Origin of the sequence: Psychromicrobium lacuslunae, from assembly GCF_000950575.1 — a bacterium.
GTDB lineage: Bacteria > Actinomycetota > Actinomycetes > Actinomycetales > Micrococcaceae > Renibacterium > Renibacterium lacuslunae.
The window spans coordinates 69,491-93,825 of sequence record NZ_CP011005.1; the positions used below are offsets into that span (position 1 = coordinate 69,491).

The following is a 24,335-nucleotide window of genomic DNA, read 5'->3' on the forward strand; positions in this document are numbered from 1 at the left end:
CGTAGAAGTGAAACTTGAACTCAAAGGGATCACCAAGGCGTTCGGCTCTCTGGTGGCCAATGACCATATTGATTTGGTGGTAAACCCTGGCGAAGTACACTGCTTGCTCGGCGAGAACGGTGCAGGCAAATCTACCTTGATGAACGTGCTTTTCGGTCTCTACGAACCGACCGAAGGCAGCATCGAGATAGACGGTAAGGAAGTCCAATTCCAAGGCCCCGGAGACGCGATGGCCGCCGGAATTGGCATGGTGCATCAGCACTTTATGTTGATCCCAGTTTTCACGGTGGCGGAAAACGTGGCGCTCGGTAATGAGAGCACCGGTTTTGGCGGCGTGATGAACCTGGAAGCCACCAGGAAAAGAATTCGAGACATCTCCGATCAGTATGGCTTCGATGTTGACCCCGATGCCGTGGTCGAGGATCTTCCGGTTGGCGTGCAGCAGCGGGTGGAGATCATTAAGGCTCTGGTCCGGGATGCCGAGATTCTGATTCTCGACGAACCCACCGCTGTCCTCACTCCGCAGGAGACCGACGAGCTGATCGAAATTATGGCTCAGCTCAAAGCCTCCGGTAAGGGATTGGTTTTCATCTCTCACAAACTGCGTGAAGTGAAGGCTGTCGCCGACACTATTACCGTGATCCGCCGTGGCAAGGTGGTTGGTTCTGCCGAGCCGTCGGCTTCGGCAACCGAGCTGGCGAACCTGATGGTTGGCCGGGCGGTCAGCTTGAACCTCAATAAAACCCCCGCGGTGCCGGGCGAGAAAACCTTTGCGGTGAAAGATCTCAGCGTGCTCGGCGAGGCCGGAGAACGGCTGCTGGACGGTGTCAGTTTCGATGTCGCTAAGGGCGAGATTCTCGCCGTCGCTGGCGTGCAAGGTAACGGGCAGACCGAATTGGCCGAGGCCATTATGGGCTTGCAGAAGCACGTTTTCGGTTCCGTGAAGCTGGATGGCAAGGAACTGCTCGGGCGCTCGGTGCGCCAAGTGATCGACGCCGGGGTGGGCTTCGTGCCCGAAGATCGCACCGTGGACGGGCTAGTCGGCGATTTCAGCATCGCCGAGAACTTGATTTTAAACCTCTACAAAGACCAGGAATTCGCTTCCGCTGGCACGCTAAAACGCAACGTTATAAAGGCAAACGCTAAATCCCGGGTCGAAGAATTTGATGTTCGCACCCAGTCAGCCGAAGCTAAAGTTTCGACGCTTTCCGGTGGTAATCAGCAGAAAGTTGTGCTGGCCAGGGAGTTTTCCAGGCCGCTCAAGCTCTTTATTGCCTGCCAGCCAACTCGAGGCGTCGACGTCGGATCGATTGAGTTTCTGCACCGCCGCATCGTTGCTGAGCGGGACAACGGCACTCCGGTGATCATCGTCTCCACCGAACTTGAAGAAGTCGCCGAGCTGGCTGATCGGATTGCGGTATTCCATGCTGGTCGGATTATGGGCATTGTGCCGGGGAACACCGGCCGAGAGATGCTCGGCCTGATGATGGCCGGGATGACCGCCGAAGAAGCGGAATCGCAATTGAGCGATGGCAAGGAGCCAGGAAGCCATGACTGAACCTAATGACCAACTGACGCCAGAGCCGGCTAAAACGCCGCCGCCGGTGCCCGCCGATACTTCAGCTCAGACAACCACCGGGAACACCACCGAGAAAACTGCCGAAAAGGCAGCGGCTTCGGCTGAAGCAGGTAGCGGTAAGGCCCAGCAGATCCTTCGCGAGATCACTACCGGACCGGGACTGATTTCGGTGCTCGCGGTGGTGCTGGCGCTGATCGTTGGTGCACTGCTGATTATCCTGACTGATGCCAATGTGGCAAAGAGCGCCGGTTACTTTTTCTCACGGCCGGGGGATACCTTCTCGGCCGCCTGGAAAGCGGTTTCCGAAGCCTACGGTGCACTCATTCAGGGCGCCACCTTCAACCCGTCCTCGCGCACCGCAACCGGTAAATTCGGCATTATGGAGACGCTGACCCAAGCGACCCCGCTGATCCTGGCCGGTCTTTCGGTAACGGTGGCCTTCCGCGCCGGGTTGTTCAATATCGGTGCCAAAGGTCAGATCATCTTGGGCGCCATCTTCGCCGGTGGCATCGGCTTCGGTGCTGACCTGCCTCCGGTGGTGCATCTGCTGTTGGTGATTGTTGGCGGTGCCGTCGGCGGTGCGATTTGGGGTGGCGTCGTTGGCCTACTCAAGGCGCGCACCGGAGCGCATGAGGTGATTGTCACCATCATGCTGAACTACATTGCCCAGTACTTCCTGGATTTCTTGCTACGTACCGCGTACAAGAGCCCCGGCGGCGAACAGCCGATTAGCGCCCCGGTTGGCCCAAATGCGATGTTCCCGCCGTTGTTTGGTGACACTTTCCGAGTCAACTACGGCCTCATCATGGCGATTATCGCCGTCATTTTGGTCGCTTGGCTGATCAACCGTTCCACCCTGGGTTTCGAATTGCGCGCCATTGGTGCCAACCAAAATGCTGCCCGCACCGCTGGCATGCTGATTGGTAAGGGCTACATTTTGGTGATGGCGATTGCCGGTGCCCTGGCTGGTCTGGCTGGCGTCGCCCAGTTGTCCGGTACCGAGGGCTCGCTCGATGGCGACGTGGCGGGGAGTATCGGCTTTGATGCCATCACGGTGGCGCTGCTTGGCCGGTCAACTCCGTGGGGCACCTTCTTCGCTGCGCTGCTCTTCGGCGCTTTCAAGGCTGGTGGCCAGTCGATGGCAGTGCAGGCCGGACTCAGCATCGATATTGTGCTGGTCATTCAATCGCTCATCGTCCTGTTCATCGCGGCTCCACCGTTGGTGCGTGGCATCTTCGGCCTGGGCCGGACAAAACGACAACGCAAGGTTGAAGCGAGCAAAGAGCAGGTGGCAGCATGAGCACAGTAACTCCTTCTCGCGAGACAGCGGCGCAGAGCGGCCCACGGCTGCGCAACTGGAAGACCCCGATTGCCTTAGGCGTCTTGGCGCTCGCTGCCATCATCGCCTTCGCCATCTTCGGCGCTAATGGCAGCGCAACCTTCCGTCTCTCCCAAGACCAGGACGTCGTGCAGTTGGCTCCGGTAGCTGTCAGTGCGAAAGTTTTCGGCTGGATCTTCGCGCTGATTTGCGCGGCCTGTGCGGTGATGAGCTATTTCCAAGTCAAAGCGGTGGGTAACACTCGGCGCTGGGTGACCGCCATCTTCGCGGTTTCTTTCGTGCTCGGCTTTATGGTTTGGATCGTCGGCGGCACTCAATCACAAACGGTGAGCCTGGTCGGCATGCTGACTGGTTCAATGCTGATCGTGGTGCCGATCGTCTTCGGCTCACTCTCTGGCGTGCTCAGCGAACGAGCTGGCGTGGTCAATATCGCGATTGAAGGTCAGCTATTGGCTGGTGCTTTTACCGCGGCCTTGGTCGGCACGATGACCGGGAATCCCTTTGTCGCGCTGATCGCGGCGGCGCTCGCTGGCGTCGTAGTTTCGCTGATCCTGGCAGTTTTCAGTATTAAGTACGTGGTGAACCAGATTATTGTCGGTGTGGTGCTCAATGTGCTGGTCTCCGGTTTGACCGGCTTCCTCTTCGATAAATTGATGAAGGATTCGGGCGCTCAGCAGTACAACCAGCCGCCGCACCTTTCGCCGATCGGCATTCCGCTGCTGAAGGACATTCCGGTGATTGGGCCGATGTTCTTTGATCAGTCGATTCTCGGCTACATCATGTTGGTGTTGGTTTTCGGGATTTGGTTCGCACTGTTCAAGACCAAGTGGGGGCTGCGCGTCCGGGCAGTCGGGGAGCACCCGCAAGCTGCTGACACAGTGGGTATCAAGGTCAACAAAGTACGGTTCTGGAATGTCACCTTGGGCGGCGTGGTCGCCGGTATTGGTGGTTCCTACTTCACCCTGGTGGCGGTCAGCTCCTTCAGTAAGGAAATGTCGGGTGGTTTGGGCTTTATCGCCTTGGCCGCGGTGATCTTCGGTCGCTGGAACCCGATTGGTGCCTTCTTGGCGGCTTTGTTGTTTGGCGTTGCGGGCAACTTGCAGAACATTCTGTCGATTGCTGTCACCCCGGTGGATGGCGCCTTCCTGGCCATGCTGCCTTACGCCTTGACGATTCTCGCGGTGGCCGGCCTGGTCGGCAAATCACGTGCTCCAGCGGCCGATGGCGAGCCTTATGTCAAGGGCTGATCAGCCAGCTGCTGAGGTTGACTGGCAAGCCTTGGCGGTCGCCGCCCAGGCCGCCATGCAACACGCCTATGCGCCATACTCTCGCTTTCCGGTGGGCGCTGCGGCGCTGACCGAAGACGGCAGGATGATCAGTGGTTGCAATGTGGAGAATGCTTCCTACGGCTTGACGCTCTGCGCTGAGTGCACCCTGGTCGGCGCCTTGCAGATGAGCGGCGGCGGCAAGTTAGCTGCTTTCTACTGCGTTGATGGCGAAGGCAATATTTTGATGCCCTGCGGCCGATGCCGGCAGCTGCTCTATGAGCACCGCGCAGCCGGCATGCAGTTAATGACGGTATCGGGTGTGAAGACCATGGACGAAGTTTTGCCGGATGCCTTCGGACCGGAAAATTTAGAAGTTGAGGAGCAGCAGAAGTGACTGAACAATTTGATGCGGTGGATGTGATCCGCACCAAGCGCGACCGTGGTGTGCTTTCTGCCGAGCAAATCGCCTGGACCATCGACGCTTATACCCGTGGCGTGATCGCCGAGGAACAGATGTCGGCGCTCAATATGGCAATCTTGCTGAACGGCATGAACCGTTCGGAGATCGCGCAGTGGACGGCGGCGATGATCGCCTCCGGTGAGCGAATGGACTTTTCCGCGCTGCGCCCGGTGCCGGGCGGCCCGGCGAGTGCCAGCGGCTCGAAGCCGACCGCAGATAAGCATTCCACCGGTGGTGTGGGGGACAAGATCACCCTGCCGTTGGCGCCACTAGTTGCTGTTTTTGGCGTCGCCGTACCGCAGCTTTCGGGCCGTGGACTTGGCCACACCGGTGGCACCTTGGACAAGCTCGAGGCTATCCCGGGCTGGCGGGCTGCGCTCAGCAATGACGAGATGATGGACCAGCTGCAGGATGTCGGAGCGGTCATCTGCGCGGCGGGCTCAGGCTTGGCGCCGGCGGACAAGCGACTTTACGCGCTGCGCGACGTCACCGGCACGGTGGAGGCCATCCCGCTGATCGCCTCCTCGATTATGAGCAAGAAAATTGCCGAGGGCACCGGGGCTTTGGTGCTTGACGTCAAGGTTGGTTCGGGTGCCTTCATGAAGGATGTGGCGCAGGCTCGCGAACTGGCTGAGACGATGGTTGCGCTGGGTACCGACGCCGGTGTGAAGACAGTGGCGCTGCTGACCGATATGAATACTCCGCTGGGCCTTACCGCAGGTAATGCTATTGAGGTGGAGGAATCAGTTGAGGTATTGGCTGGCGGCGGTCCGGAGGACGTCGTGGAGCTGACTGTCCGATTAGCCGAGGAAATGCTGGAAGCCGCTGGCGTGCGCGGGGCAGACCCGGCTGCGGCGCTTAAGGACGGCCGAGCGATGGACGCCTGGAACCGGATGATCGAGGCGCAGGGTGGTGACCCACGGGCTACGCTGCCGGTGGCTAAGGAGTCCGAGGTTATTTACGCGCCCGCCGATGGTGTGCTGGTTGGCATGGATGCGCTCAGCGTGGGGGTGGCCGCTTGGCGTCTTGGTGCTGGACGTGCTCGCAAGGAAGATCAGGTGCAAGCCGGGGCTGGCGTGCGTTTGCACGCCAAACCGGGGGCTCTGGTACGGGCGGGAGAGCCGTTAATGACGCTACTCACCGATACTCCGGAGAAGTTCGATCGGGCCAAGGAAGCGCTCGCGGATGCGGTCACCATTGCACCCGAGGGATCGCGCCCCGCTCAGCAGCTGATCATTGACCGGATCGCCTGAGCCTCACGCAACGAGTTCGGAGATCTGCACTGAATAGCACGCTGAAAACGTGCAGATCTCCAAACTCGATAGATTGGTGCTGTTGCTCGGTGATCACCGGGCAACTCATACCGTGGGGTGAGTCGTCCGGTCCCAGGGTTCACTCTTAGGAACGATGGCGTGGGCTCGGTCAGCGTGGGACGATTGTAGTAATCTCGCACAATTCTAGGAGCCGTCCCCGGTGGACCTTATTGCATTCTTCGGCAGCCTCAATGAGCTGATCGCTCATTCGGCCAGCCAGTGGTGGGTCGTTCCCGTCGTGACGCTGTTCTGCTATATCGATGGCTTCTTCCTGTTTCTGCCTAGTGAAACGGCGATCGTTGCGCTGGCTGCGGTGGCTTTGCATACGGGTGAACCGAATGTCTGGTACCTGATGGCCGGCGGCGCAATTGGAGCTATCCTAGGCGACAACACGGCCTATTGGATCGGCAGTAAGGTGGGCACCGCCGGATTCAAATGGATGCGTCGGCCCAAGGTCGCCAAAGCGATGGAATGGGCACGGATGGAGCTGGATAAACGCGGTGCGGTGCTGGTGCTGACCGCCCGATACATTCCGGTTGGTCGCGTCGCGGTGAACTTTACAGCGGGGGCCACTCGGTATCCGTGGCGTAAATTCGTTTGGCTGGATGCCATTGCTTGCGTCACCTGGGCAGCTTACGGGGTGGCGATTGGTACCTTTGCCGGGCACTGGATTAAGAACAACCACCTACTCGGGGTGGGCATCGCGATTGTCTTTGCCATCATTATCGGTTTCATTGTTGATCACCTCATGAAACTCTTCCACCGCTGGTTAGGTAATCGGGCGGAACGCAGGAAAGCTGGATTGGAGAACACATCTTCGTCCGCAGAAGCAGACTCCTCCGGCACAGCGGCATCCTCAACATCGCAGCACACCAGGCTCCGCGAACCGCATATCTAAGACCGGGTCTGCGAAGGGCGGGTCTGCGAGTTGGGGACCACGAAGTTGTAACGGTAGGAAGCGTTACAACTGAGGTAGTATCGCCCTATGGCGGTGGATTCTTTTCGCTTTGACGGCGGTAAAACCTGGCTTGACCTCTTCAGTACACTCGGTCGGCGTTATTCGAGTGAGCCCGAAGAGCGACTCCTCTCCGCTGAGGCTCTCTCCGGCTGGCTGATCGCAATGGAACTTAGCCCGCGTGAAGCGGCAACGGAGCGCGACGTATTCCTTGCTCGGGGGCTCCGCGAAGCACTTCGGAATTGCACGGCTGCGCTGTTGAATCGCGAACCGTTCGCCGAGCAGGATGATCGATTTATCCGAGAGATGCTTAGCTACCGCGAACATCGGACGCTTTCTGCCGCGCTCACGCTTGAGCACTTTTCCTCCCCTCAAGCAGTATTCGCCGAGTTCGCTGAACAAGCGATTATCGCCTGGCAGCATCCGGAAAACCTGAGCCTTTGCGCTGAACCGGATTGTCGTCGTGCTTTTAGAGATCCGAGCGGCCGGCGCCGTTGGTGCCCGACGCCGGCCTGCGCGAGCCGGGGGAGGGTGCGCGCCTTTCGTCAAAATCAACCGCAGGAGGCTCACCATGACTGATCAGACCATCTCCACCGAACTGCTCGAGGTGAGTTATCAGGTCGCTGGCCCAGCGAGTGGCCATCCGGTGCTTTTAGTACACGGTTGGCCGGACTGCCGAAGGAGCTGGGACGCGTTGCTGCCCGAATTGCACGAGCGCGGATTCCGCAGCTATGCAATGGATGTTCGAGGCTTCGGCAACACCCGATTCAGGCACCACGACACGAAACGCTCGGGACAGCTTGTCGCTCTTGGTCAAGATATTTTGGATTTCGCAACGGCTCTTGGGCTGGAAAGCTACGCAGTGATCGGTCATGACTGGGGTGCCCGGGCCGGTTATATTGCGGCCAATCTCGACGGTGGCAAGAAGATGACCTCGCTCACCGCGCTTTCGGTCGGCTGGGGGACCAACGATCCGGAGCAGCACATTTCTTTGCAGCAAGCACAAAACTACTGGTATCACTGGCTGATGGCCACCCCGCGCGGTGCCCGACTGGTGGAGCAAGACCGAGAAAGTTTCATTCGCTATCTTTGGCAGAGTTGGAACCCCGGTTACCAAGTCCCCGAACCAGCAGTTGAAGAAGTTATCGATGCCGCTCAAAATCCAGACTGGGCAGCGGTCACCCTCGACTCATACCGTTCGCGTTGGGGCTGGTCGGTACCGGAGGAACGTTACCGAGAAACTGAATTGGCGATGCAGCAGAATCCGCTGATCGCGGTACCCACCCTGCTGTTACACGGGGCCGTCGATCCCTGTAACGCCCCGCAAACTTCCGCCGGTAAAGAGGCGCTGTTTACCAGCGCTTACCACCGTGAGGTGCTGGAGAAAGTGGGGCATTTCCCACAACGCCAAGTGCCGGAGCGGGTATTGGCGGCTTTACTGCCCTTTCTCGAGGAAACCAGTAAATGAAATTTGTGATTGGGTATGAATTCACTAGTAACCGGCGATCTTGCCGGTCGCGGGCCGGTCTAGCTGAAGTAGAGTTGAACCGTGACTACAGCAGCTGAAATTGCCCCCGATGTTCCCTTCGACATTCGCAACCTTCCCAAGGTCTCGCTGCACGATCACCTTGACGGTGGTTTACGCCCGGCGACCATTATTGACTTAGCGGCCAAGGTCGGCCACACCCTGCCCTCGACTGACCCGGTGGCGCTCGCCGAATGGTTCCGTGAATCAGCTGATTCCGGTTCCCTGGTGCGCTACCTTGAGACCTTTGATCACACCATCGCGGTGATGCAAACTCGTGAAGGTCTGCAACGCGTGGCCCGCGAGTTCGTCGAAGATCTGGTCGCTGACGGCGTGGTTTACGGTGAGGTGCGCTGGGCGCCCGAGCAACACCTGAGCCAGGGGCTCAGCCTGGACGAAGCCGTCGAGGCGGTACAGGCTGGCATTGAAGAAGCAGTGGAAGCTAGTGGATACCGGATCCAAATTGGTCAGTTGATCACCGCAATGCGGCATGCCGACCGTGGTCAGGAGATCGCTGAGCTTGCCGTTCGACATCGCGATCGGGGAGCTGTTGGCTTCGATATTGCCGGCGCTGAGGATGGTTTCTTGCCGTCCCGGTTTGCCGAGGCGTTTCGTTACTTGGCTGAGCAGAATTTCCCCACCACGGTGCACGCCGGTGAAGCTGCTGGCCTGGAGAGCATTCAGTCCGCATTGGTCGACGGACGAGCCTTGCGGCTTGGCCATGGCGTGCGGATTGCCGAAGACATCGACGTTGAGTTCACCACCGACGAGGCCAATGAGGCTGACCTGGGCATGGTCACGCTCGGCCCGCTGGCGGCTTGGGTGCGCGATCGAGGCATTGCGTTGGAGATCTGCCCTTCCTCGAACTTACAGACCGGCGCTATCTCGGCGTGGGGTGAGGAGATCGATCAGCACCCCATCGACTTGCTTTACCAAACCGGTTTCCGGGTCACCGTGAACACCGATAATCGACTGATGAGCTCGGTTACCCTGAGCGACGAATTCGAGCTCCTGATCGACACCTTCGATTATGACCTCGATGATTTGCTTGAGCTCACGCTGAACGCTGCCGAGGCGGCTTTCTTACCCCTGGAGCAGCGTGAAGCCCTGGTCGAGCAGATCACCGAGGCCTACTCAGAACTGCGCTGAACTCCTTGTCCGCCGAACTAGATCGCCTCGTCGAGGTTATTGCACAGCTCCGCGAGCATTGTCCGTGGATGGCGACGTTAACGCACCAGTCGCTGCTGAAGTACTTGATTGAGGAGAGCTACGAGCTGGTGGAGGCGATTGAAGAATCGCATCCACCAGCCGAGGTTCGCGGCGAATTGGGAGATATTTTGCTGCAAGTGGTGCTGCACGCGAGATTAGCCGAAGAAGCAGGGGAATTCGTGCTCGCCGATGTGGTGCGCGGCTTGACCGAGAAAATGGTGCGCCGCAACCAACACGTCTTTACTCCCAGCGGGGAGCTCAGATCAGAGTTTCCGGCCACTATCGAACAGATCGTGACCAGCTGGCACCAAGCTAAGTCATCTGAAAAGCCGGAGCGTGGGCGTTTCGAGGGTATTCCCGCTACCCTTCCGGCGCTCGCTCTGGCGCAAAAATCGCTACAAAGAGTGGCTGAAGGGTTTCAGAATCGAGAGGCTGGGGCTGAGCAAACCGCTCGAGCTGAGGCCGAAATTCAACTAGGTGAGCGGCTCTTGGAGCTCCTCCGCGGCAGTCCTGATGTTGACGCGGAGCGAGCGCTGCGATTAGCGGTTCGCCGGATGCAGGAGAGCCACCATGAGTGAGAGAGCCGAAACCGAAGTCCAGGGGGAGCCGGAGCTGTTCAGCGTTGGTGATGTTTCATTTCGCCGGGCAGTAGTGAACGATCTGCCCGGTATTTTAGAACTCCTGATTACTGACCAGATTGGCGCCTCGCGTGATGGGGGCGATTTGGCCCCTTATCTGCGCGCTTTTGACCTGATTGATGCCGACCCCAGCCAGTTGCTGTTGGTCGGAGTCCAGAAGAGCGATTTGGTGGCTACCTTGCAGTTGTCATTCATCCCGGGCTTAGCTCGACGGGGATCATTGCGAAGCCAGATTGAAGCGGTCAGAGTTGCCGACAGCTTGCGGGGCAGCGGAGTGGGCAGTCAAATGATTGAGTGGGCGATTGCCGAATCCCGTCGTCGCGGCTGCTCATTGGTCCAATTGACCACCGATAAGCAACGAGTGGATGCGCATCGGTTCTATCAGCGCTTGGGCTTTGAGGCTAGCCATGAAGGTATGAAGCTCCTCCTCTAACTGGACTCGTTGCCCCTCGCCGCCATCGCTGCTTCTTCCTGGGCCGCCGCGGCTTTTCGGACCGGTGGACTTAGCCAAGGCCATTGTGGGCGGGCGGCGAGACGCCGGGAGGTTTCCACGGCATGGCTCGCCGCCAGCTGCTTGGCGATGAATGGGGTGGTCATGGTGATTAGTCCGAGAGCAACTTATAAATGGTGCGCCGTGCCTCGTCGAGCGAAGCGGTGACGGTGCGTAGTTGTTCTTCACTGCCGTCCAGGCTGATCTGGTGCACTGCGCCCATCAGCTTGCCAATGCTCATCCGCAGATCTTGGGCTACTCCGGCTTCCTCGTTGACCTCGTCCCAGACCGCAGCAAGTTCATCGTGGTGCTCGGAGACATAGGCGCGTCCGGCGTCGTTCAACTCGAATTCGGTACGTCGTCCTTCGCCAACGGAGATGATCAAACCTTCTCCCTGTAGTGCGGTCAGCGCCGGGTAAACCGAACCTGGGCTGGGTCGCCAGGCACCATCAGAATGGGTGGCGATCGCCTTGATCAGACCGTAGCCGTTGTAGCTGGACTGGCTCAGCAGCGAAAGGATGGCGTTTCTGACATCACCCTTCTTAGCGCGCCCCGCCGGTCCGAAGCCGAAACCGGGTGGGAAGCCCTGGCCGAATCCTGGACCAAAGCCTCTGCCGCCACGGTGAGGTCCACGGGGGCCAAAGCCACCGCCACCTCGTGGACCGCGGCCACCTCGGCCGGCAAAATTCTGATTTCCTTCGTCGCCACCGCGTGGATCATGGTGATGGCGGTGTTCTTGATATCGATTTTCGTTTCTCATTATCAAACTTTCTTTAGTGGGTATCACGAATGCTATCGCGATACGTCAACGATATATCGCTGAATAACTTTTGTCAACAGAAAGAACACAAGTTCAGCTGGGGCCCCTCGGAGTGGGCCCACGTTTCCGAGGGCCCCGCAGCGAGGCACGAGCTGTGGGACGGAAATGGGGCAGCGCCTATCTCCCTCCCCAAGAGAACTGCGAGGGACCCGTCGGCGGCTTTTTGCCGAGGGGAAGCAGTGATCGTTCACAAGTTCAGCTGGGGCCCCTCGGGAGATAGCGCCTATCTCCCTCCCCAACTTCACAAGTTCAGCTGGGGCCCCTCGGGAGATAGGCTTAGGGCGATAGGTTTGTCCTTTGTGCAGGCGCTGGTGCGCAGGCACACCGCTGAGAGCTCAAGGAGCACTTCATGGCCATTATTGACGCCATTCATGCACGCGAAATTCTGGATTCCCGTGGTAACCCCACGGTTGAGGTCGAGGTTGGACTCGACGATGGTTCGGTGGGCCGGGCTGCGGTTCCCTCCGGCGCCTCTACCGGCGCTTTTGAAGCAGTAGAGAAGCGCGATGGTGAGAAGGGCCGGTACCAGGGCAAGGGTGTGCAGCAAGCGGTTGCTGCGGTCATCGACGTGATCGCGCCAGCACTACTGGGCTTTGACGCCACTGATCAGCGTTCCATCGACCAGACCATGATTGACCTCGACGGCACCGCAAATAAGGGAAAGTTGGGCGCCAACGCGATCCTCGGTGTCTCGCTGGCAGTGGCCGCCGCCGCCGCTGACTCAGCTGATCTGCCGCTTTACCGTTACTTGGGTGGACCGAACGCGCACTTGCTGCCGGTGCCGCTGATGAACATTTTGAACGGCGGTTCGCATGCCGATTCCGACGTCGACATTCAGGAATTCATGGTGGTTCCGCTCGGTGCTGGTACCTTCTCCGAGGCGCTACGTTGGGGGGCCGAGGTCTATCACGAACTCAAGAAGGTGCTCAATGAGAAGGGCTTGTCAACTGGTCTGGGCGACGAAGGTGGCTTCGCGCCGAACCTGCCGTCCAACCGGGCGGCGCTCGATCTGATTCTGGAAGCCATTAAGCGGGCTGGCTACACCCCTGGTCAAGACATTGCGCTGGCACTTGATGTTGCCTCAAGTGAATTCTTCAAGGATGGGGCCTACCAGTTCGAAGGGCAGTCGAAATCTGCAGCCGAGATGAGTGCCTATTACGCCGAGCTGGTTCGCGATTATCCGCTAGTGTCGATTGAAGATCCGCTCGATGAGGATGATTGGGAGGGCTGGAAGACGCTCACCGATGAAATCGGTGACAAAGTGCAGATTGTCGGCGACGACCTGTTCGTCACCAACCCGGAGCGTTTGCAGCGCGGTATTGATGCCAAGACCGCTAACTCTCTGCTGGTTAAGGTCAACCAGATCGGTTCGCTGACCGAGACGCTGGAGGCCGTGTCACTGGCGCAGCGCAACGGTTACACCACGATCACCTCGCACCGTTCTGGTGAAACCGAGGACACCACCATCGCCGATATTGCGGTGGCCACCAACGCCGGTCAGATCAAGACTGGTGCACCGGCTCGTTCGGACCGGGTGGCTAAGTACAACCAGTTGCTCCGCATTGAAGAGGATCTGGACGACGCAGCCCGCTACGCCGGTCGCAGCGCCTTCCCGCGTTTCTCGGCCAACTAGCAGCGTGGGCTGGCTATGCTGAAAGAGTCTTAGCCAGCCCATGCTCTGCCGAAGAAGGTTTTACTATGGCCACACGTCGTCCCAAGGTGCCGCACACCTCTCGACCGACCGAGGCGACATCGCGAGCAGCGCAAGAGCAAAACGGCCCGAACGAGCGGACGGAGTCGGTGGCTGAAAGGGCTTCAGCGAAACCGAAAGTCACGGTAGAACCGATAACGAAGCACAAGCCCTCGACGAGGTCTGGCGGCGCGGGTCAAGAGAAGTCGTCGGCTGCGAAGCCTGATACCTCGCGAACGGTCAAACCAGCCAATCCAGCAAAACAAAAGCTCAGTACCCAGGCGGCCAGGGCTAGGGCGACAGCTGCCAGTTCGAGTGCGAAATCAGCGGTGCGAACGGTTCGGCAATCTGTGCAACGCAAAGGTTCAACGGCAAAAGCCGCGGCTGCCCCGGTTCCCGCTCGTTCTTTTTCCGGTCGCCTGATTGCTTTGCTCGTGGTCTTTGCCGCCGTTGCCGTGATCCTGGCACCCTCACTGAACACGTATCTGCAGCAAAGGGCGAATATCGCCTCGCTCAAGGCCGAGATCGCTGCCGAACAACAGCAGCAGAAAGATCTGCAAAATCAGATCTCGCGCTGGAATGATCCGGCCTATATCAAGCAACAAGCCCGGGATCGGGTTAATATGATGATGCCTGGTGAGACAGGTTATTGGGTCTATGGCGGCTCTGACACCCCGGCGGCACCGCAGCAAGCGGGAACTAGCAGCAACCCGGATTCGCTGCCCTGGACTGAGGGTCTCTGGCAATCAATTGTCAGATCTGCGACCGAGTAGTCAGTGCATTAATATCGACATTCAGGAGTTACCGAGTGAATAGCGCCGAACGGCCAAACCATGATCAACCGAGCGCTCATGATCTCGACACTCTCAGCCTTCAGCTAGGCCGCCCGGTGCGCAATGTGGTGAGTATCCCGGCGCGCTGTGTTTGCGGAAATCCGCTAGTAGCTGCCACCGCGCCGCGGCTCAGTAACGGTATTCCGTTCCCGACGACCTTTTACCTTACGCACCCGGTGATTACCGCGGCGGTTTCCCGGCTGGAAGCCGATGGCGTGATGAACGAGATGAATGAAAGGCTGGCCGTGGATGCGGAACTGGCGGCCGCTCATCAGCGTGCCCACCAATCCTATTTAGCCGCCCGGGCCGATATCGCCGCTATCGCTGGCACCGGGCCGGTCCCGGAAATTGACGGTATCTCGGCCGGCGGGATGCCTCATCGGGTGAAGTGCCTGCACGTGCTGGTAGGGCATTCGCTCGCGGCCGGGCCCGGAGTGAACCAACTGGGGGATGAGACGGTAGTGCTCATTGAACCCTGGTGGACCGCGCAGCGTTGCTACTGCGTTGGTGCCTGGGACGTGGACGCTCCGGTACCTACCAAAGATCTGAGTCGGCACGTCAGACACCTCGGTGAGCAGAACCAAACGGAAGTGACAGAAGCATGAGCCGGGTGGCTGCCATTGACTGCGGGACGAACTCGATCAGGCTCTTAATCGCTGACCTGCTGACCGCGCCGGATGGTTCAAGACAGCTGCGCGATGTGCATCGAGAGATGCGAGTGGTCCGGCTCGGGCAGGGCATCGATACCACCGGCAATTTTGCCGTCGAAGCCCTTGACCGAACCTTTACAGCGGTGGACGCTTACGCTCAGCTAATCCGCGAAAACGCCGTCGAAACGGTACGGTTCGTCGCCACCTCTGCGACTCGAGACGCCGGAAATCGTGATGCCTTCATTGACGGCATTCGTTCCCGCCTAGGGGTCAGCCCCGATGTGGTCTCGGGTGAGGAGGAAGCCGCGCTGTCGTATTCCGGGGCGGTGAGCGTGCTGCCCGGCGCGCCGGGGGAATCAACCCTGGTCGTTGACCTCGGGGGCGGCAGTACCGAATTCGTGATTGGCGACGGCGCGCGAGTTGAGGCCGCGCGCAGTGTGAATATGGGCTGCGTTCGCTTCACTGAACGATACTTGCGCTCCGATCCACCCACCGCGGAGGAACTGATGGCGGCAGCTGAGGAGGCGAATCGGATCATTGCCGAGGTGGCCGAGCAGATTCCGCTCAGCCAGGTGCAAAGGGTGATCGGTGTGGCTGGCACCATCACCACGGTGTCCGCGCATGCTCTGCGGCTGCCCAGCTATCAGTCGGAGCGGATCAATGGCAGTACCTTGAGTTTCGAGCAATTGCAGGAAGCTGCTGACTCGCTGACCGCGATGAGCAGAGCCGAACGGGCGGAATTGCCCTATATGCACTCGGGTCGCGTTGATGTGATTGGTGCCGGTGCGTTGCTCTGGGGCACGATTTTGCGCAACCTCGCCGAGTTGAGTGCTGGTGCGCTCCGCCAGGCTACCGCAAGCGAACACGATATTCTTGATGGAATTGCCCTGTCAATGGGCTAGCAACCGCTCGTGTGTTCAGCCCCGGCTAGACGCACGGCTAGATGAAGGTACCCACGAGGCTATGGCCACAACCACCCGCAGAAGTACTCTCAGAGTAACCACCGCGATGGCTCTGTCCGTGTTGAGCCTGTTGGGGGTACTGAGCGTCGCCAGCGTTACACCAGCGAGCGCCGACGAGATGCGGGATAACCAGTACTGGCTGGATGAATATGGCATCACTAAGGCCTGGGAGAGCACCAAGGGGGCCGGCGTCAAGGTTGCGGTGATTGACAGTGGGGTGGACGGCAGTCACCCGGATCTCAAAGGAGCCGTTGTCGGCGGTGCCGATGTTTCGGGTGCTGGTGCCAAGAATGGACAGAAGGGGATCGGCGATAAGCCGGTACATGGCACTTTGGTGGCTTCGTTGCTGGCGGGCCGCGGGCACGGCGGTAAGGCTGATGACAGCCCAAAGCCGGACGGTGTGGTGGGCGTGGCCCCGGAAGCCCAGCTGTTGACCGTCTCCACCTGGTTGGGCAGCCCGAACCCGGCCGGGAAAAGCATTGATGATCAAATTCCGCAGGCTGTTCGCTGGGCCGTGGATCAGGGCGCAAAAGTGATCAATATGTCATTGAGCAGCACCTCGCCGGCCTGGCCGGAGAGCTGGGACAGCGCCTTCCTTTACGCCGAACAGCACGATGTGGTGATTATTGCTGCTGCCGGTAACCGCGAGTCAGGGTTGACTCAGGTGGGTGCTCCCGCCACGATCCCGGGAGTTGTCGCGGTCGCCGGCTTGAAAAAGGACGGCACTTCTTCCCAGGATTCTTCAACTCAGGGCATCACGATTGCCGTTTCTGCCCCGGCGGAGGCCTTAGTAGGAGCGGTGCCGGGCGGCGGCTATGCGAACTGGAGTGGGAGCAGTGGTGCAGCACCAATTGTCGCTGGAGTGGCTGCGCTGATCAGGGCCAAATACCCAGATATGAAAGCTGCGCAGGTGATCAACCGGCTTCTGCTTTCGGCCAAGCATAAGGGAAGCGCGGGGCACAACAGCATCTATGGCTACGGTGCCTTGGATGCGGATGCGGCTCTCAATGCTGATATCGCTCCGGTGACGGTGAGTCCACTGCCAAGCTTGCAGGATTGGATCACCATTCATCGGCGCAATCAGCCCACTCCGACGGTGACCAAACCAGCTGCGCAACCACCGGTAACTCCCGCCCCAATGCAGCCGGAAGCCACCACTCCGGTCGCCCTGCCGCCCTCACAACTTGACTCGGCGTTGCCGGCAACCATCGTGATCGGATTTGGCGTTCTGCTGCTTCTGGTCCTGCTAGCAGGAGCGGCACATTTGACCGTTTTAAGACGTCGTTCCGTCATAGAACGACGATCTCAGGACACTTCGTGAATTTTTTCACAAAGTGAGCTAGAATTGAAGCATGGCTACCACCCCAAAGCTTGAAGACCGTCCCCGCGTACTCGTAGTTGGCGGCGGCTACGTCGGTCTCTACGTCGCGTTCAAACTGCAGAAGAAGATCGCCAAATCAGGTGGCATCGTCACCGTGGTGGATCCGCTGCCCTATATGACCTACCAGCCGTTCCTGCCCGAAGTGGCCGGCGGCAGCATCGAACCGCGGCACGCCGTGGTGTCTTTCCGCAAGCACCTACCGCAGACCGAGTTCATTCAGGGCAAGGTCACCAAGGTCGACCACGCTAACCGGACCGCGGTGATCGCCCCGGCCGATGGTGGCGAGCCCTTCGAGATTCCTTATTTCGATGTGGTGATGGCGGCGGGTTCGATCACCCGCACCTTCCCGATCAATGGACTGGCTGAGCAGGGTATTGGCCTGAAGACCATCGAGGAGGCCGTGGCACTGCGCAATCAGGTGATTGAGCGGATCGAGTTGGCCTCCACCGAAACCGATCCGGCCAAACGCAAGCGCGCTTTGACTTTCGTCGTGGTCGGTGGCGGGTTCGCCGGTGTCGAGACCATCGCCGAGTTAGAGGATCTGGCCCGAAACTTGGCTTCCAAGAACTCCCGAATCGATGTGGAAGAACTCCGCTTCGTGCTGGTTGAGGCGATGGGCCGGATCATGCCGGAGGTCACCGAAAGCCAGGCTGAATGGGTTGTCGATCACCTGCGTTCACGCAATGTTGAGGTGCTGCTCAACACTTCGCTCGCCGACGCCGATGGTGGCCACCTGAAACTGATCAATATGCCGGATAAGTCGGCTGCCGATGAGTTCGAGACGGACACCCTGATCTGGACCGCTGGTGTGCAGGCCAACCCGACCGCCAAGAACACCGACTTCCCGATCGACGAACGCGGCCGGGTGAAGGCTGGCGCCGATCTGCGGATCACCGGAGAGTTCGGCCCGATCGAGAACGCCTGGACAGCCGGTGACGTGGCAGCTGTGCCGGACTTGACCGGCGGCGGTGTGGGCGGCTTCTGCGTGCCGAACGCACAGCACGCCATCCGTCAGGCGAAGCGCCTCTCGAAGAACCTTTGGGCATCCCGTTGGGATAAGCCCATGAAGGATTACAAGCACAAGACCCTCGGCGCGGTAGCCGGCCTCGGACTGTGGAAGGGTGTCGCTAAGGTCGGCAAGCTCGGCTTCCGCGGCCCGATCGCCTGGCTGATGCACCGTGGCTACCACGGCTTGGCGATGCCGACCTTTGAACGCAAGGTCCGGGTGATCTGGAACTGGATTCTGAGCTTCTTCATGGGCCGCGATATTGCCGAGCTAATGGATCTGGACCAGCCTCGTGCCGCCTTCCGCGCCGCCGCGACCCCGGCACCCAAGCCGGCTGCTGCGCAGGCACCGGAGGCTGCGAAGCCAGTGGAACCCAAGTCTGAGGGCGCACAGGCCGAGGCTCCAGCTGAGCAGAAACAGCCGGCCGAAGCCAAATAGCCGATCGAAGCCAAATAGTTAGTTGCTTTGAGGGAGGGCACCGCGGTTCGCCGCGGTGCCCTCCTTGCTGTCTGCGGCAACTAAGGGCTGACACGCTGTCCGGACCCAAGCTGGAGTTCTGCGCCGGCCGTTAGTCGAAATTGCGCTCTAGCCTGGCCGCCAGGGCCTTCAGAGCAGCTTGTGCAGCCTCTCGCACGAGGGGTTCTGCGTCCTTGAGCAGTTCCTGGACCGCGGCGGCATGTTCTGCCTCGCCGAGCTGCCCGAGCGCCCGTGCTGCTGCCGCGCGGACCCGGGGAGTCGGATCTTCCAGTAACGGAGCGAGCTCGTCAGTGCCGATCTCACGATAACGGCAGACCTTGGCGCACATCTCACGAACTCGCCAATACTCAGAACCAAGACCCGCCAGTATCGGCTCGGTGCAGTCCTCATGCCAGAGGTAGAGACAAGCTCTAGCGCCCCAAGTGGGCAGCCAGTACGGTGCCCAGCCGGTGGTGCCTGCGAAGGCTTGTATCTCTATCTCTGGGGTGTTTCCCTGCAGCAGGGCGATGATGCCGTCGATCATCGGCGCATAGCCGTAACGAGCCAAGCCCTGCTCGATTACGACTGAAGGGTGAGTCATGGCTAAAGTGTAGAGTGCAAGAAATTGTTAGACTAGACGCTGCGCCCCAGTAGCCCAATCGGCAGAGGCAACAGACTTAAAATCTGTTCAGTGTGGGTTCGAGTCCCACCTGGGGTACCAAGGAAGAACTGGGCAGAAAATGAAACACCGATTCTGCCCAGGCATTCAGTTAGTCTTCGCGGTAACCTTAAGCAAGCTTCAGGTTACTAGGGGGAACGATGCCGCTGCGACCGCAAGATCTGTTGACCGTTGGCGAGGTGTCAAGGCGCACCGGGGTGCCGGTTTCCGCGCTGCACTTCTACGAAAACCAGGGCCTGATTTACGCAGAGCGCACCTCAGGCAACCAGCGCCGCTATCCGCGCCATATGCTGCGCAGAATATCCCTGGTGCAGGTGGCGAAACGGTTAGGCATTCCACTCGCTGAAGTGGCCGAGGTTTTCGCTGCTCTTCCGATGGACAGGATTCCGCGGAAGAAGGACTGGGATGTCATTTCTCAACGCTGGAAGCAACACCTTGAGGCGCGACGACAGGAAATAGAACGCCTAGAACAGGAACTGACCGGCTGCATTGGCTGTGGCTGCCTGTCGATGAACCGCTGCCGGTTGCTGAACCCGGCCGATGCTTTGGCCGAGGAAGGCCCAGGTGCGCGGCGTTTGCCGCCATTGGATATCTAAGTTCGGGCTGGGGATAGGTGGGCTGGCGTGAGCCGAGATGCTGTGGCTGTCAGCCATCCCGTCCCGACCCAGTCAAGCGAACATGATTGGTAGCCTGAGTTCATGAGTAACCCTGTCAACCGCCCGTTGCTCGGCCGCAATATTCTGATTACCGGCGTCTCACGGCGGCGCGGTATCGGCTTTGCAATCGCTCGACGGCTTGCCGAGCAGGGGGCCAGTCTTTTTATTCAGCACTTCAGCCCGCATGATCTTGAGCAGCCCACCGGTGGCGACAATGTGGCTGAACTAATAGCGGAATTGCGCACCGCTCAAGCGCCAACGGCGGGTTTCGGTGACCTCTCTTTGGATTTGGGTGTGCCCAGCGCCGCCGAGGAACTTATCGGCGCTGCCTCGACCGCGCTGGGCCGATTGGATACCCTGATCTGCAACCACGCTCGCAGCGGCGGTGACGGTTCAATCTTTGAAATGACAGCCGAGGCGCTCGACTCGCATTGGTCCGTCAACGCCCGCTCCACGCTATTGTTGACCAAGTTCTTTGCCGAGCAATTCAGACCGCAAGAGTTGCGGCACAGCCAGCCCGGGGTAAAGCAGCAACAGCTTCCACAGGACGAGTTCGATACCGCTCGGGTGATCTGGATGACCTCGGGGCAGCTGGACGGTCCCATGCCGGCAGAGGTCGCCTACGCTGCGTCCAAGGCTGCGCTGGCCGGGGCGACTAGCACGGTCGCCAGCGAGTTGTTAAGCCGTGGAATACTTCTCAACACCGTCAATCCTGGGCCGGTGAATACCGGGTACATGGACCCGGAAACTACTGACCGGCCGCTTGAGGCCTTGCAGCAGGTGCTGCAGAAACTGCCCTTCGGGCGCTTCGGTGCCCCGGATGATCCAGCCCGGCTAATCTCTTGGCTGATTAGCGATGAAGCGCGCTGGGTGGTAGGGCAAGTACTCACCAGCGACGGCGGATTCCGTCTGGTTTAGTCAGCAAAGACTGGGCAAGTTGCGCCGAAACAGGCCAAAGCTTGACCGGATTGTAAGGAACTTTCAGCCTTCGCGGGACGTGTAGTTGTTAGGCTTGATTAATCACTCGCCCAAGAAAAGAGGACGAACCATGGCATTCGGTGGAAACCCGGTATTTGCCAATAATAAGAACTTCAGCAATAAGCCGCCGCAATTCCAGGGTGCGCCGCCGCAGCTCTACCCACAGGGCTACCCGGGTGCTCCGACGCAAGGCGGCTACGCTCAAACTGGCTATGCTCAGCCCGGCCAGCAGTACTCGCCTGAGCAGCTGCAGCAGATGTACAACCAGCCGCCGGCATCTCAGTCCCAGATGGGGCGGATGAGCTTCGATGACGTCATCATTAAGACGGTGGCAACGCTCGCTCTGGTCATCGTCGGTGCAGCCATCGGCTGGTTTGTGCCGGCACTGATGATCCCGGGGGCGATCGTCGGCCTGGTGCTCGGCTTGGTGAACTCTTTCAAACGCGAACCGTCCAAGATCCTGATTTTGAGCTATGCGCTCTTCGAAGGCTTCTTCCTCGGCGGCTTCTCCGGCTTCCTTGAAAAGCTGTACTCGGGCATCGTGATTCAAGCGGTGCTAGGCACCCTGATTGTCTTCGCGCTGACCCTGGTGCTCTACCGGAGCGGCAAGTTCCGGGCGACCCCCAAGATGACCCGATTCTTTATGATCGCGCTCGGCGGTTACGCCCTCTTCTCGCTGGTGAACTTCGGCATCATGCTGTTCGGTGGAATGGCTGGCAATCCTTGGGGGATGCGCAGCATTCATATCTTCGGCATTCCGCTCGGCGTGATCATCGGCATCGTCGCGATTGGTCTAGCGGCCTTCTCGCTGATTCTGGACTTCACCTCGATCGATCAGGGCGTCAAGAATGGGTTACCGGCAAAGTACTCCTGGTCCGCCGCTTTCGGGCTGACCGTAACCTTGGTCTGGCTATACGTTGAGATCCTGCGACTGCTAGCAATATTACGAGGTAACGACTAGGGCCGAACCGCCCAAAGAACGACCGTGAGAGGCCCCGCTCAGACAACTGAGCGGGGCCTCTCACTTTGGCTTAGCTGCTCGGTTCAGCTGCTCGGTTTGACTGCTCGGCTTAGCAGTTCGGGACGATGATCCGTTGGGCACCAGGGCCGGGAAGCACAGTGAAAAGATCTGGCTCGCCAAATCCGGCGTCCGCAAAAGCTTGTAGTAAGGCCTGCCGAATCCCCACCTCGCGGTGTTGTGGGATCAGAGCAATAGCAGAACCGCCGAAGCCACCACCGGTCATCCTCGCCCCCAACGCACCGTGCTGCTGAGCAGTCTGCACGGCCAAGTCGAGTTCGGCAGAAGAGATCTCGAAGTCGTCCCGCATCGATAGGTGGCTGCTATTGAGTAGCTCCCCAATTGCCTCGGGACCGGTTTCGGCCAAGCTCGCGACAACCTTGAGCACCCGGGCGTTCTCGGTGACGATATGTCGAACCCGCCTGAAGGTCTCCTGATCCAATCGCGTTTCGATCTGAGTCAACTGCTCGACCCCCAGTTCGCGCAGCGAAGATACCCCGAGCTGTTCGGCGGCACGTTCGCAAGAGGCACGACGGTCAGCGTAGCCGCCATCGGCATGGGCGTGTGAGACTTTGGTGTCTATTACCAACATAGAGAGGCCAGAAGCCGGTAGATCCAGTGGCACCAGGCGCGATTCGCGGCTCAGACAGTCAAGGAAGACCGCCTTGCCCTCGGCGGCGAGTAGGGAAGCGGATTGGTCCAGAATCCCGGTCGGTGCGCCTACCACCTCATTCTCCGCCCGCTGACCCACCAGAACCAGCTCCTCGCGGCTCAGCCCGCCACCGAGCAAATCATTGAGAGCCAAGGCGACTGCGGATTCGATCGCAGCCGAGGAGGACAAGCCCGCTCCGCTGGGCACTGTTGAATCCAGTAACAGTTCAAAGCCCGGAAGGGACAAACCTTCCTGTTGAAGGACCCAGGCCACCCCTAAGACGTAGGCCGACCAGCCGGTCGCCTCCGCCAAGCGGTCAACCGAGGTCTGTACCGCCTCCGCTCGGCTATCGAGTGAGTGAAGCAAAATCCGCTGGTCGGTACGCAGCCGCAGCGCGACGCTGGCCTGCCGATCAATGGCGAATGGCAACACGAAACCCTTGTTGTAATCGGTATGTTCACCGATCAGGTTGACCCGACCCGGGGCCTGCCAGAGGCCATCTGGGGCGGTTCCAAAGATCTTCTGGAACTCCTGAAGAATCCTCATAACGCGGCCTCCCTCAGCGTCTTTGCTATCTGCTCAGGGGAGCTGTCATTAATAAAAGCCCCCATCGCGGCTTCGCTGCCGGCCAAATACTTCAACTTATCCGCGGCCCGCCGCGGAGAGGTGATTTGAAGATGCAATCTGCTCGTGGCGCGTAAGTTCGGTTCTAACGGTGCCTGATGCCAGGCCGCAATGTAAGGGGTGGGCGAGTCGTAAACCAGGTCGAGCCGATGCAGCAGATCGACACTGAGCGGAGCTAGTTCCTCGAGTTCTTGATCGTTGAGTTCGCTGAGGTCCGCTACCTGGCGATGCGGGGTGAGGTGAATTTCCAGCGGCCAGTGTGCGGCGAAGGGCACATAAGCGCTGAAGTGTTGACCCTGGTAGATCATCCGATCGGCAGCATCTTGTTCCGATCGTAAAACGTCGGCCAGCAAGTACCTTCCGGTTTGCTGATGGTGTTGAAGAGCCTGCTTCGCCATCACCTCGGCGCGCGGCGTCAGGTAGGGGTAGGCGTAAATCTGACCGTGTGGATGGTGAAGCGTGACGCCAATATCCTTCCCCCGATTCTCAAAGGCGAAGACTTGCTTGATGCCGGGCAGTTCGTTGAGGAAGCCGGTGCGCTGGGCCAGAGCTGAGAGCACTGTATGCGCTCGTTCGGCACTCAGGGTACCGAAAGAACCCTGGTGTTCACTGCTGAACGCCACCACTTCGCATCGGCCGAAAGCTGTGCTGAGCGTTCCCCAGCCGGGGCTCTCCGGCGCTTCGCCGAGTGCTGGACCCAAAGAAGGGAATCGGTTTTCAAAGACCGCGACGTCATAGTCGGAAGCTGGAATCTCGGAAGGGTTTTCGGCAGTGCTAGGGCACAGCGGGCATTGATTAGCTGGCGGTAAATAGGTGCGGCTGCCGCGGTGTTGGGCGATCGCAACCCAATCTCCGGTCAGGGCGTCATAACGAATTTGCCCGGTGTCAGCATCCCGCCGACGCTCGAGTGGCCTGGTGTCGGTATCTTCCCGGTTTTGAGCGGTTTCATCGAAATACAGCAGCTCGCGGCCGTCGGCCAGTCGAGTGCTAGTAATTAACGGTTTCATGCTTGGCTCATGCCGTTCGGCAACTGGGCTGCGGCGTTATTGGGTCCCCAGCCGGGTCTGAGGTCGATACCAGGCATTGACCTCCTCGGCCGATCTGCCCTGGCCTGCGCAGCACGGGAGCGGTCAATAGACAGCGGCATGAACATG

The 24,335-nt window shown here is 59.6% G+C and carries 25 protein-coding genes and 1 tRNA gene; 21 read left to right on the forward strand and 5 right to left on the reverse strand.

Annotated elements, in window-relative coordinates:
* Positions 1 to 7 precede the first annotated feature (7 nt).
* The 11 genes from UM93_RS00315 to UM93_RS00365 all read left to right on the forward strand — a co-directional run bounded on the left by UM93_RS00315 (position 8) and on the right by UM93_RS00365 (position 10,719).
* On the forward strand, positions 8 to 1,558 hold the full coding sequence (locus UM93_RS00315) for an ABC transporter ATP-binding protein (protein WP_045076629.1): 1,551 nt from the start codon (positions 8 to 10) through the stop codon (positions 1,556 to 1,558).
* A complete protein-coding gene (locus UM93_RS00320; RefSeq protein WP_045072961.1) occupies positions 1,551 to 2,879 on the forward strand; it encodes an ABC transporter permease in 1,329 nt (442 codons plus the stop codon). The genes UM93_RS00315 and UM93_RS00320 overlap by 8 nt, the downstream gene beginning before the upstream one ends.
* Positions 2,876 to 4,165 carry an ABC transporter permease gene (locus UM93_RS00325; protein ID WP_045072963.1) on the forward strand — a complete coding sequence of 430 codons (1,290 nt, stop codon included), beginning with the start codon at positions 2,876 to 2,878 and terminating at the stop codon, positions 4,163 to 4,165. The genes UM93_RS00320 and UM93_RS00325 overlap by 4 nt, the downstream gene beginning before the upstream one ends.
* Positions 4,152 to 4,580, forward strand: a complete 429-nt coding sequence (locus tag UM93_RS00330) for a cytidine deaminase (protein ID WP_045072965.1) — start codon at positions 4,152 to 4,154, stop codon at positions 4,578 to 4,580. The genes UM93_RS00325 and UM93_RS00330 overlap by 14 nt, the downstream gene beginning before the upstream one ends.
* Complete coding sequence (locus UM93_RS00335; RefSeq protein ID WP_045072967.1) at positions 4,577 to 5,899, forward strand: thymidine phosphorylase; 1,323 nt, start codon at positions 4,577 to 4,579, stop codon at positions 5,897 to 5,899. Before UM93_RS00330 ends, UM93_RS00335 begins: the two co-directional genes overlap by 4 nt.
* A 220-nt stretch (positions 5,900 to 6,119) precedes the next feature.
* Positions 6,120 to 6,857, forward strand: a complete 738-nt coding sequence (locus UM93_RS00340) for a DedA family protein (RefSeq protein ID WP_082056938.1) — start codon at positions 6,120 to 6,122, stop codon at positions 6,855 to 6,857.
* A gap of 87 nt (positions 6,858 to 6,944) precedes the next feature.
* Entirely contained in the window at positions 6,945 to 7,493 is a 549-nt protein-coding gene (locus UM93_RS00345) for a CGNR zinc finger domain-containing protein (RefSeq protein ID WP_045072969.1), read from the forward strand.
* Entirely contained in the window at positions 7,486 to 8,382 is an 897-nt protein-coding gene (locus UM93_RS00350) for an alpha/beta fold hydrolase (RefSeq protein WP_045072971.1), read from the forward strand. The genes UM93_RS00345 and UM93_RS00350 overlap by 8 nt, the downstream gene beginning before the upstream one ends.
* A gap of 81 nt (positions 8,383 to 8,463) precedes the next feature.
* On the forward strand, positions 8,464 to 9,588 hold the full coding sequence (locus UM93_RS00355; protein WP_045072973.1) for an adenosine deaminase: 1,125 nt from the start codon (positions 8,464 to 8,466) through the stop codon (positions 9,586 to 9,588).
* Between the two features lie 68 nt (positions 9,589 to 9,656).
* Positions 9,657 to 10,226, forward strand: coding sequence for a MazG nucleotide pyrophosphohydrolase domain-containing protein (locus tag UM93_RS00360; RefSeq protein WP_082056939.1), 570 nt, complete (start codon positions 9,657 to 9,659; stop codon positions 10,224 to 10,226).
* The gene (locus UM93_RS00365) at positions 10,219 to 10,719 is read left to right on the forward strand and encodes a GNAT family N-acetyltransferase (protein ID WP_082056940.1); all 501 of its coding nucleotides are present in this window, start codon (positions 10,219 to 10,221) and stop codon (positions 10,717 to 10,719) included. The genes UM93_RS00360 and UM93_RS00365 overlap by 8 nt, the downstream gene beginning before the upstream one ends.
* On the opposite strand, the gene UM93_RS17590 is transcribed toward UM93_RS00365, so the two are convergent.
* Complete coding sequence (locus tag UM93_RS17590) at positions 10,716 to 10,883, reverse strand: hypothetical protein (protein WP_157874061.1); 168 nt, start codon at positions 10,881 to 10,883, stop codon at positions 10,716 to 10,718. The genes UM93_RS00365 and UM93_RS17590 overlap by 4 nt on opposite strands.
* 5 nt (positions 10,884 to 10,888) lie before the next feature.
* Positions 10,889 to 11,536: a PadR family transcriptional regulator gene (locus UM93_RS00370; RefSeq protein ID WP_045072977.1), complete on the reverse strand. Its 648-nt coding sequence runs from the start codon at positions 11,534 to 11,536 to the stop codon at positions 10,889 to 10,891.
* Between the two features lie 409 nt (positions 11,537 to 11,945).
* Between UM93_RS00370 and eno the strand changes: the two genes are divergently transcribed.
* The 6 genes from eno to UM93_RS00400 all read left to right on the forward strand — a co-directional run bounded on the left by eno (position 11,946) and on the right by UM93_RS00400 (position 18,556).
* Positions 11,946 to 13,229, forward strand: a complete 1,284-nt coding sequence (gene eno, locus UM93_RS00375; RefSeq protein ID WP_045072978.1) for a phosphopyruvate hydratase — start codon at positions 11,946 to 11,948, stop codon at positions 13,227 to 13,229.
* A 65-nt stretch (positions 13,230 to 13,294) separates the two neighbouring features.
* Positions 13,295 to 14,059, forward strand: coding sequence for an FtsB family cell division protein (locus UM93_RS00380; RefSeq protein ID WP_045072980.1), 765 nt, complete (start codon positions 13,295 to 13,297; stop codon positions 14,057 to 14,059).
* A gap of 35 nt (positions 14,060 to 14,094) precedes the next feature.
* Positions 14,095 to 14,724 carry a DUF501 domain-containing protein gene (locus tag UM93_RS00385; protein ID WP_082056941.1) on the forward strand — a complete coding sequence of 210 codons (630 nt, stop codon included), beginning with the start codon at positions 14,095 to 14,097 and terminating at the stop codon, positions 14,722 to 14,724.
* Positions 14,721 to 15,671 carry a Ppx/GppA phosphatase family protein gene (locus UM93_RS00390; RefSeq protein WP_045072983.1) on the forward strand — a complete coding sequence of 317 codons (951 nt, stop codon included), beginning with the start codon at positions 14,721 to 14,723 and terminating at the stop codon, positions 15,669 to 15,671. The genes UM93_RS00385 and UM93_RS00390 overlap by 4 nt, the downstream gene beginning before the upstream one ends.
* Before the next feature lie 61 nt (positions 15,672 to 15,732).
* Positions 15,733 to 17,052 (forward strand): S8 family peptidase, encoded by a 1,320-nt coding sequence (locus tag UM93_RS00395; RefSeq protein WP_052663444.1) that lies wholly within the window; start codon positions 15,733 to 15,735, stop codon positions 17,050 to 17,052.
* A 31-nt stretch (positions 17,053 to 17,083) separates the two neighbouring features.
* Complete coding sequence (locus UM93_RS00400; protein ID WP_045072986.1) at positions 17,084 to 18,556, forward strand: NAD(P)/FAD-dependent oxidoreductase; 1,473 nt, start codon at positions 17,084 to 17,086, stop codon at positions 18,554 to 18,556.
* A gap of 130 nt (positions 18,557 to 18,686) precedes the next feature.
* Here UM93_RS00400 and UM93_RS00405 read toward each other — a convergent pair whose 3' ends face one another.
* Positions 18,687 to 19,175, reverse strand: coding sequence for a HEAT repeat domain-containing protein (locus UM93_RS00405; protein ID WP_082056942.1), 489 nt, complete (start codon positions 19,173 to 19,175; stop codon positions 18,687 to 18,689).
* Positions 19,176 to 19,218: 43 nt separating this feature from the next.
* Here UM93_RS00405 and UM93_RS00410 point away from each other — a divergent pair.
* The 4 genes from UM93_RS00410 (at position 19,219) to UM93_RS00425 (ending at position 21,848) form a co-directional block, all read left to right on the forward strand.
* Positions 19,219 to 19,295, forward strand: a tRNA-Leu gene (locus UM93_RS00410).
* A 98-nt stretch (positions 19,296 to 19,393) separates the two neighbouring features.
* Positions 19,394 to 19,849 (forward strand): redox-sensitive transcriptional activator SoxR, encoded by a 456-nt coding sequence (soxR, locus tag UM93_RS00415; protein WP_045072988.1) that lies wholly within the window; start codon positions 19,394 to 19,396, stop codon positions 19,847 to 19,849.
* A gap of 102 nt (positions 19,850 to 19,951) precedes the next feature.
* The gene (locus UM93_RS00420) at positions 19,952 to 20,827 is read left to right on the forward strand and encodes an SDR family oxidoreductase (protein WP_045072990.1); all 876 of its coding nucleotides are present in this window, start codon (positions 19,952 to 19,954) and stop codon (positions 20,825 to 20,827) included.
* Between the two features lie 130 nt (positions 20,828 to 20,957).
* Entirely contained in the window at positions 20,958 to 21,848 is an 891-nt protein-coding gene (locus UM93_RS00425; RefSeq protein ID WP_045072992.1) for a Bax inhibitor-1/YccA family protein, read from the forward strand.
* 109 nt (positions 21,849 to 21,957) lie between these two features.
* Here UM93_RS00425 and galK read toward each other — a convergent pair whose 3' ends face one another.
* Complete coding sequence (galK, locus tag UM93_RS00430) at positions 21,958 to 23,103, reverse strand: galactokinase (protein WP_045072994.1); 1,146 nt, start codon at positions 23,101 to 23,103, stop codon at positions 21,958 to 21,960.
* Positions 23,100 to 24,188 (reverse strand): galactose-1-phosphate uridylyltransferase, encoded by a 1,089-nt coding sequence (galT, locus tag UM93_RS00435; RefSeq protein ID WP_045072996.1) that lies wholly within the window; start codon positions 24,186 to 24,188, stop codon positions 23,100 to 23,102. Before galT ends, galK begins: the two co-directional genes overlap by 4 nt.
* Between the last annotated feature and the right edge of the window lie 147 nt (positions 24,189 to 24,335).

Excerpts from the sequence above, each read along its gene's own strand:
- UM93_RS00320 (WP_045072961.1), top strand. The coding sequence starts at position 1,551 with ATGACTGAACCTAATGACCAACTGACGCCAGAGCCGGCTAAAACGCCG.
- UM93_RS00325 (WP_045072963.1), top strand. The coding sequence starts at position 2,876 with ATGAGCACAGTAACTCCTTCTCGCGAGACAGCGGCGCAGAGCGGCCCA.
- UM93_RS00330 (WP_045072965.1), top strand. The coding sequence starts at position 4,152 with ATGTCAAGGGCTGATCAGCCAGCTGCTGAGGTTGACTGGCAAGCCTTG.
- UM93_RS00345 (WP_045072969.1), top strand. The coding sequence starts at position 6,945 with ATGGCGGTGGATTCTTTTCGCTTTGACGGCGGTAAAACCTGGCTTGAC.
- UM93_RS00350 (WP_045072971.1), top strand. The coding sequence starts at position 7,486 with ATGACTGATCAGACCATCTCCACCGAACTGCTCGAGGTGAGTTATCAG.
- UM93_RS00360 (WP_082056939.1), top strand. The coding sequence starts at position 9,657 with ATGGCGACGTTAACGCACCAGTCGCTGCTGAAGTACTTGATTGAGGAG.
- UM93_RS00365 (WP_082056940.1), top strand. The coding sequence starts at position 10,219 with ATGAGTGAGAGAGCCGAAACCGAAGTCCAGGGGGAGCCGGAGCTGTTC.
- UM93_RS17590 (WP_157874061.1), bottom strand. The coding sequence starts at position 10,883 with ATGACCACCCCATTCATCGCCAAGCAGCTGGCGGCGAGCCATGCCGTG.
- UM93_RS00370 (WP_045072977.1), bottom strand. The coding sequence starts at position 11,536 with ATGAGAAACGAAAATCGATATCAAGAACACCGCCATCACCATGATCCA.
- eno (WP_045072978.1), top strand. The coding sequence starts at position 11,946 with ATGGCCATTATTGACGCCATTCATGCACGCGAAATTCTGGATTCCCGT.
- UM93_RS00380 (WP_045072980.1), top strand. The coding sequence starts at position 13,295 with ATGGCCACACGTCGTCCCAAGGTGCCGCACACCTCTCGACCGACCGAG.
- UM93_RS00390 (WP_045072983.1), top strand. The coding sequence starts at position 14,721 with ATGAGCCGGGTGGCTGCCATTGACTGCGGGACGAACTCGATCAGGCTC.
- UM93_RS00395 (WP_052663444.1), top strand. The coding sequence starts at position 15,733 with ATGGCCACAACCACCCGCAGAAGTACTCTCAGAGTAACCACCGCGATG.
- UM93_RS00400 (WP_045072986.1), top strand. The coding sequence starts at position 17,084 with ATGGCTACCACCCCAAAGCTTGAAGACCGTCCCCGCGTACTCGTAGTT.
- UM93_RS00405 (WP_082056942.1), bottom strand. The coding sequence starts at position 19,175 with ATGACTCACCCTTCAGTCGTAATCGAGCAGGGCTTGGCTCGTTACGGC.
- soxR (WP_045072988.1), top strand. The coding sequence starts at position 19,394 with ATGCCGCTGCGACCGCAAGATCTGTTGACCGTTGGCGAGGTGTCAAGG.
- UM93_RS00420 (WP_045072990.1), top strand. The coding sequence starts at position 19,952 with ATGAGTAACCCTGTCAACCGCCCGTTGCTCGGCCGCAATATTCTGATT.
- UM93_RS00425 (WP_045072992.1), top strand. The coding sequence starts at position 20,958 with ATGGCATTCGGTGGAAACCCGGTATTTGCCAATAATAAGAACTTCAGC.
- galK (WP_045072994.1), bottom strand. The coding sequence starts at position 23,103 with ATGAGGATTCTTCAGGAGTTCCAGAAGATCTTTGGAACCGCCCCAGAT.
- galT (WP_045072996.1), bottom strand. The coding sequence starts at position 24,188 with ATGAAACCGTTAATTACTAGCACTCGACTGGCCGACGGCCGCGAGCTG.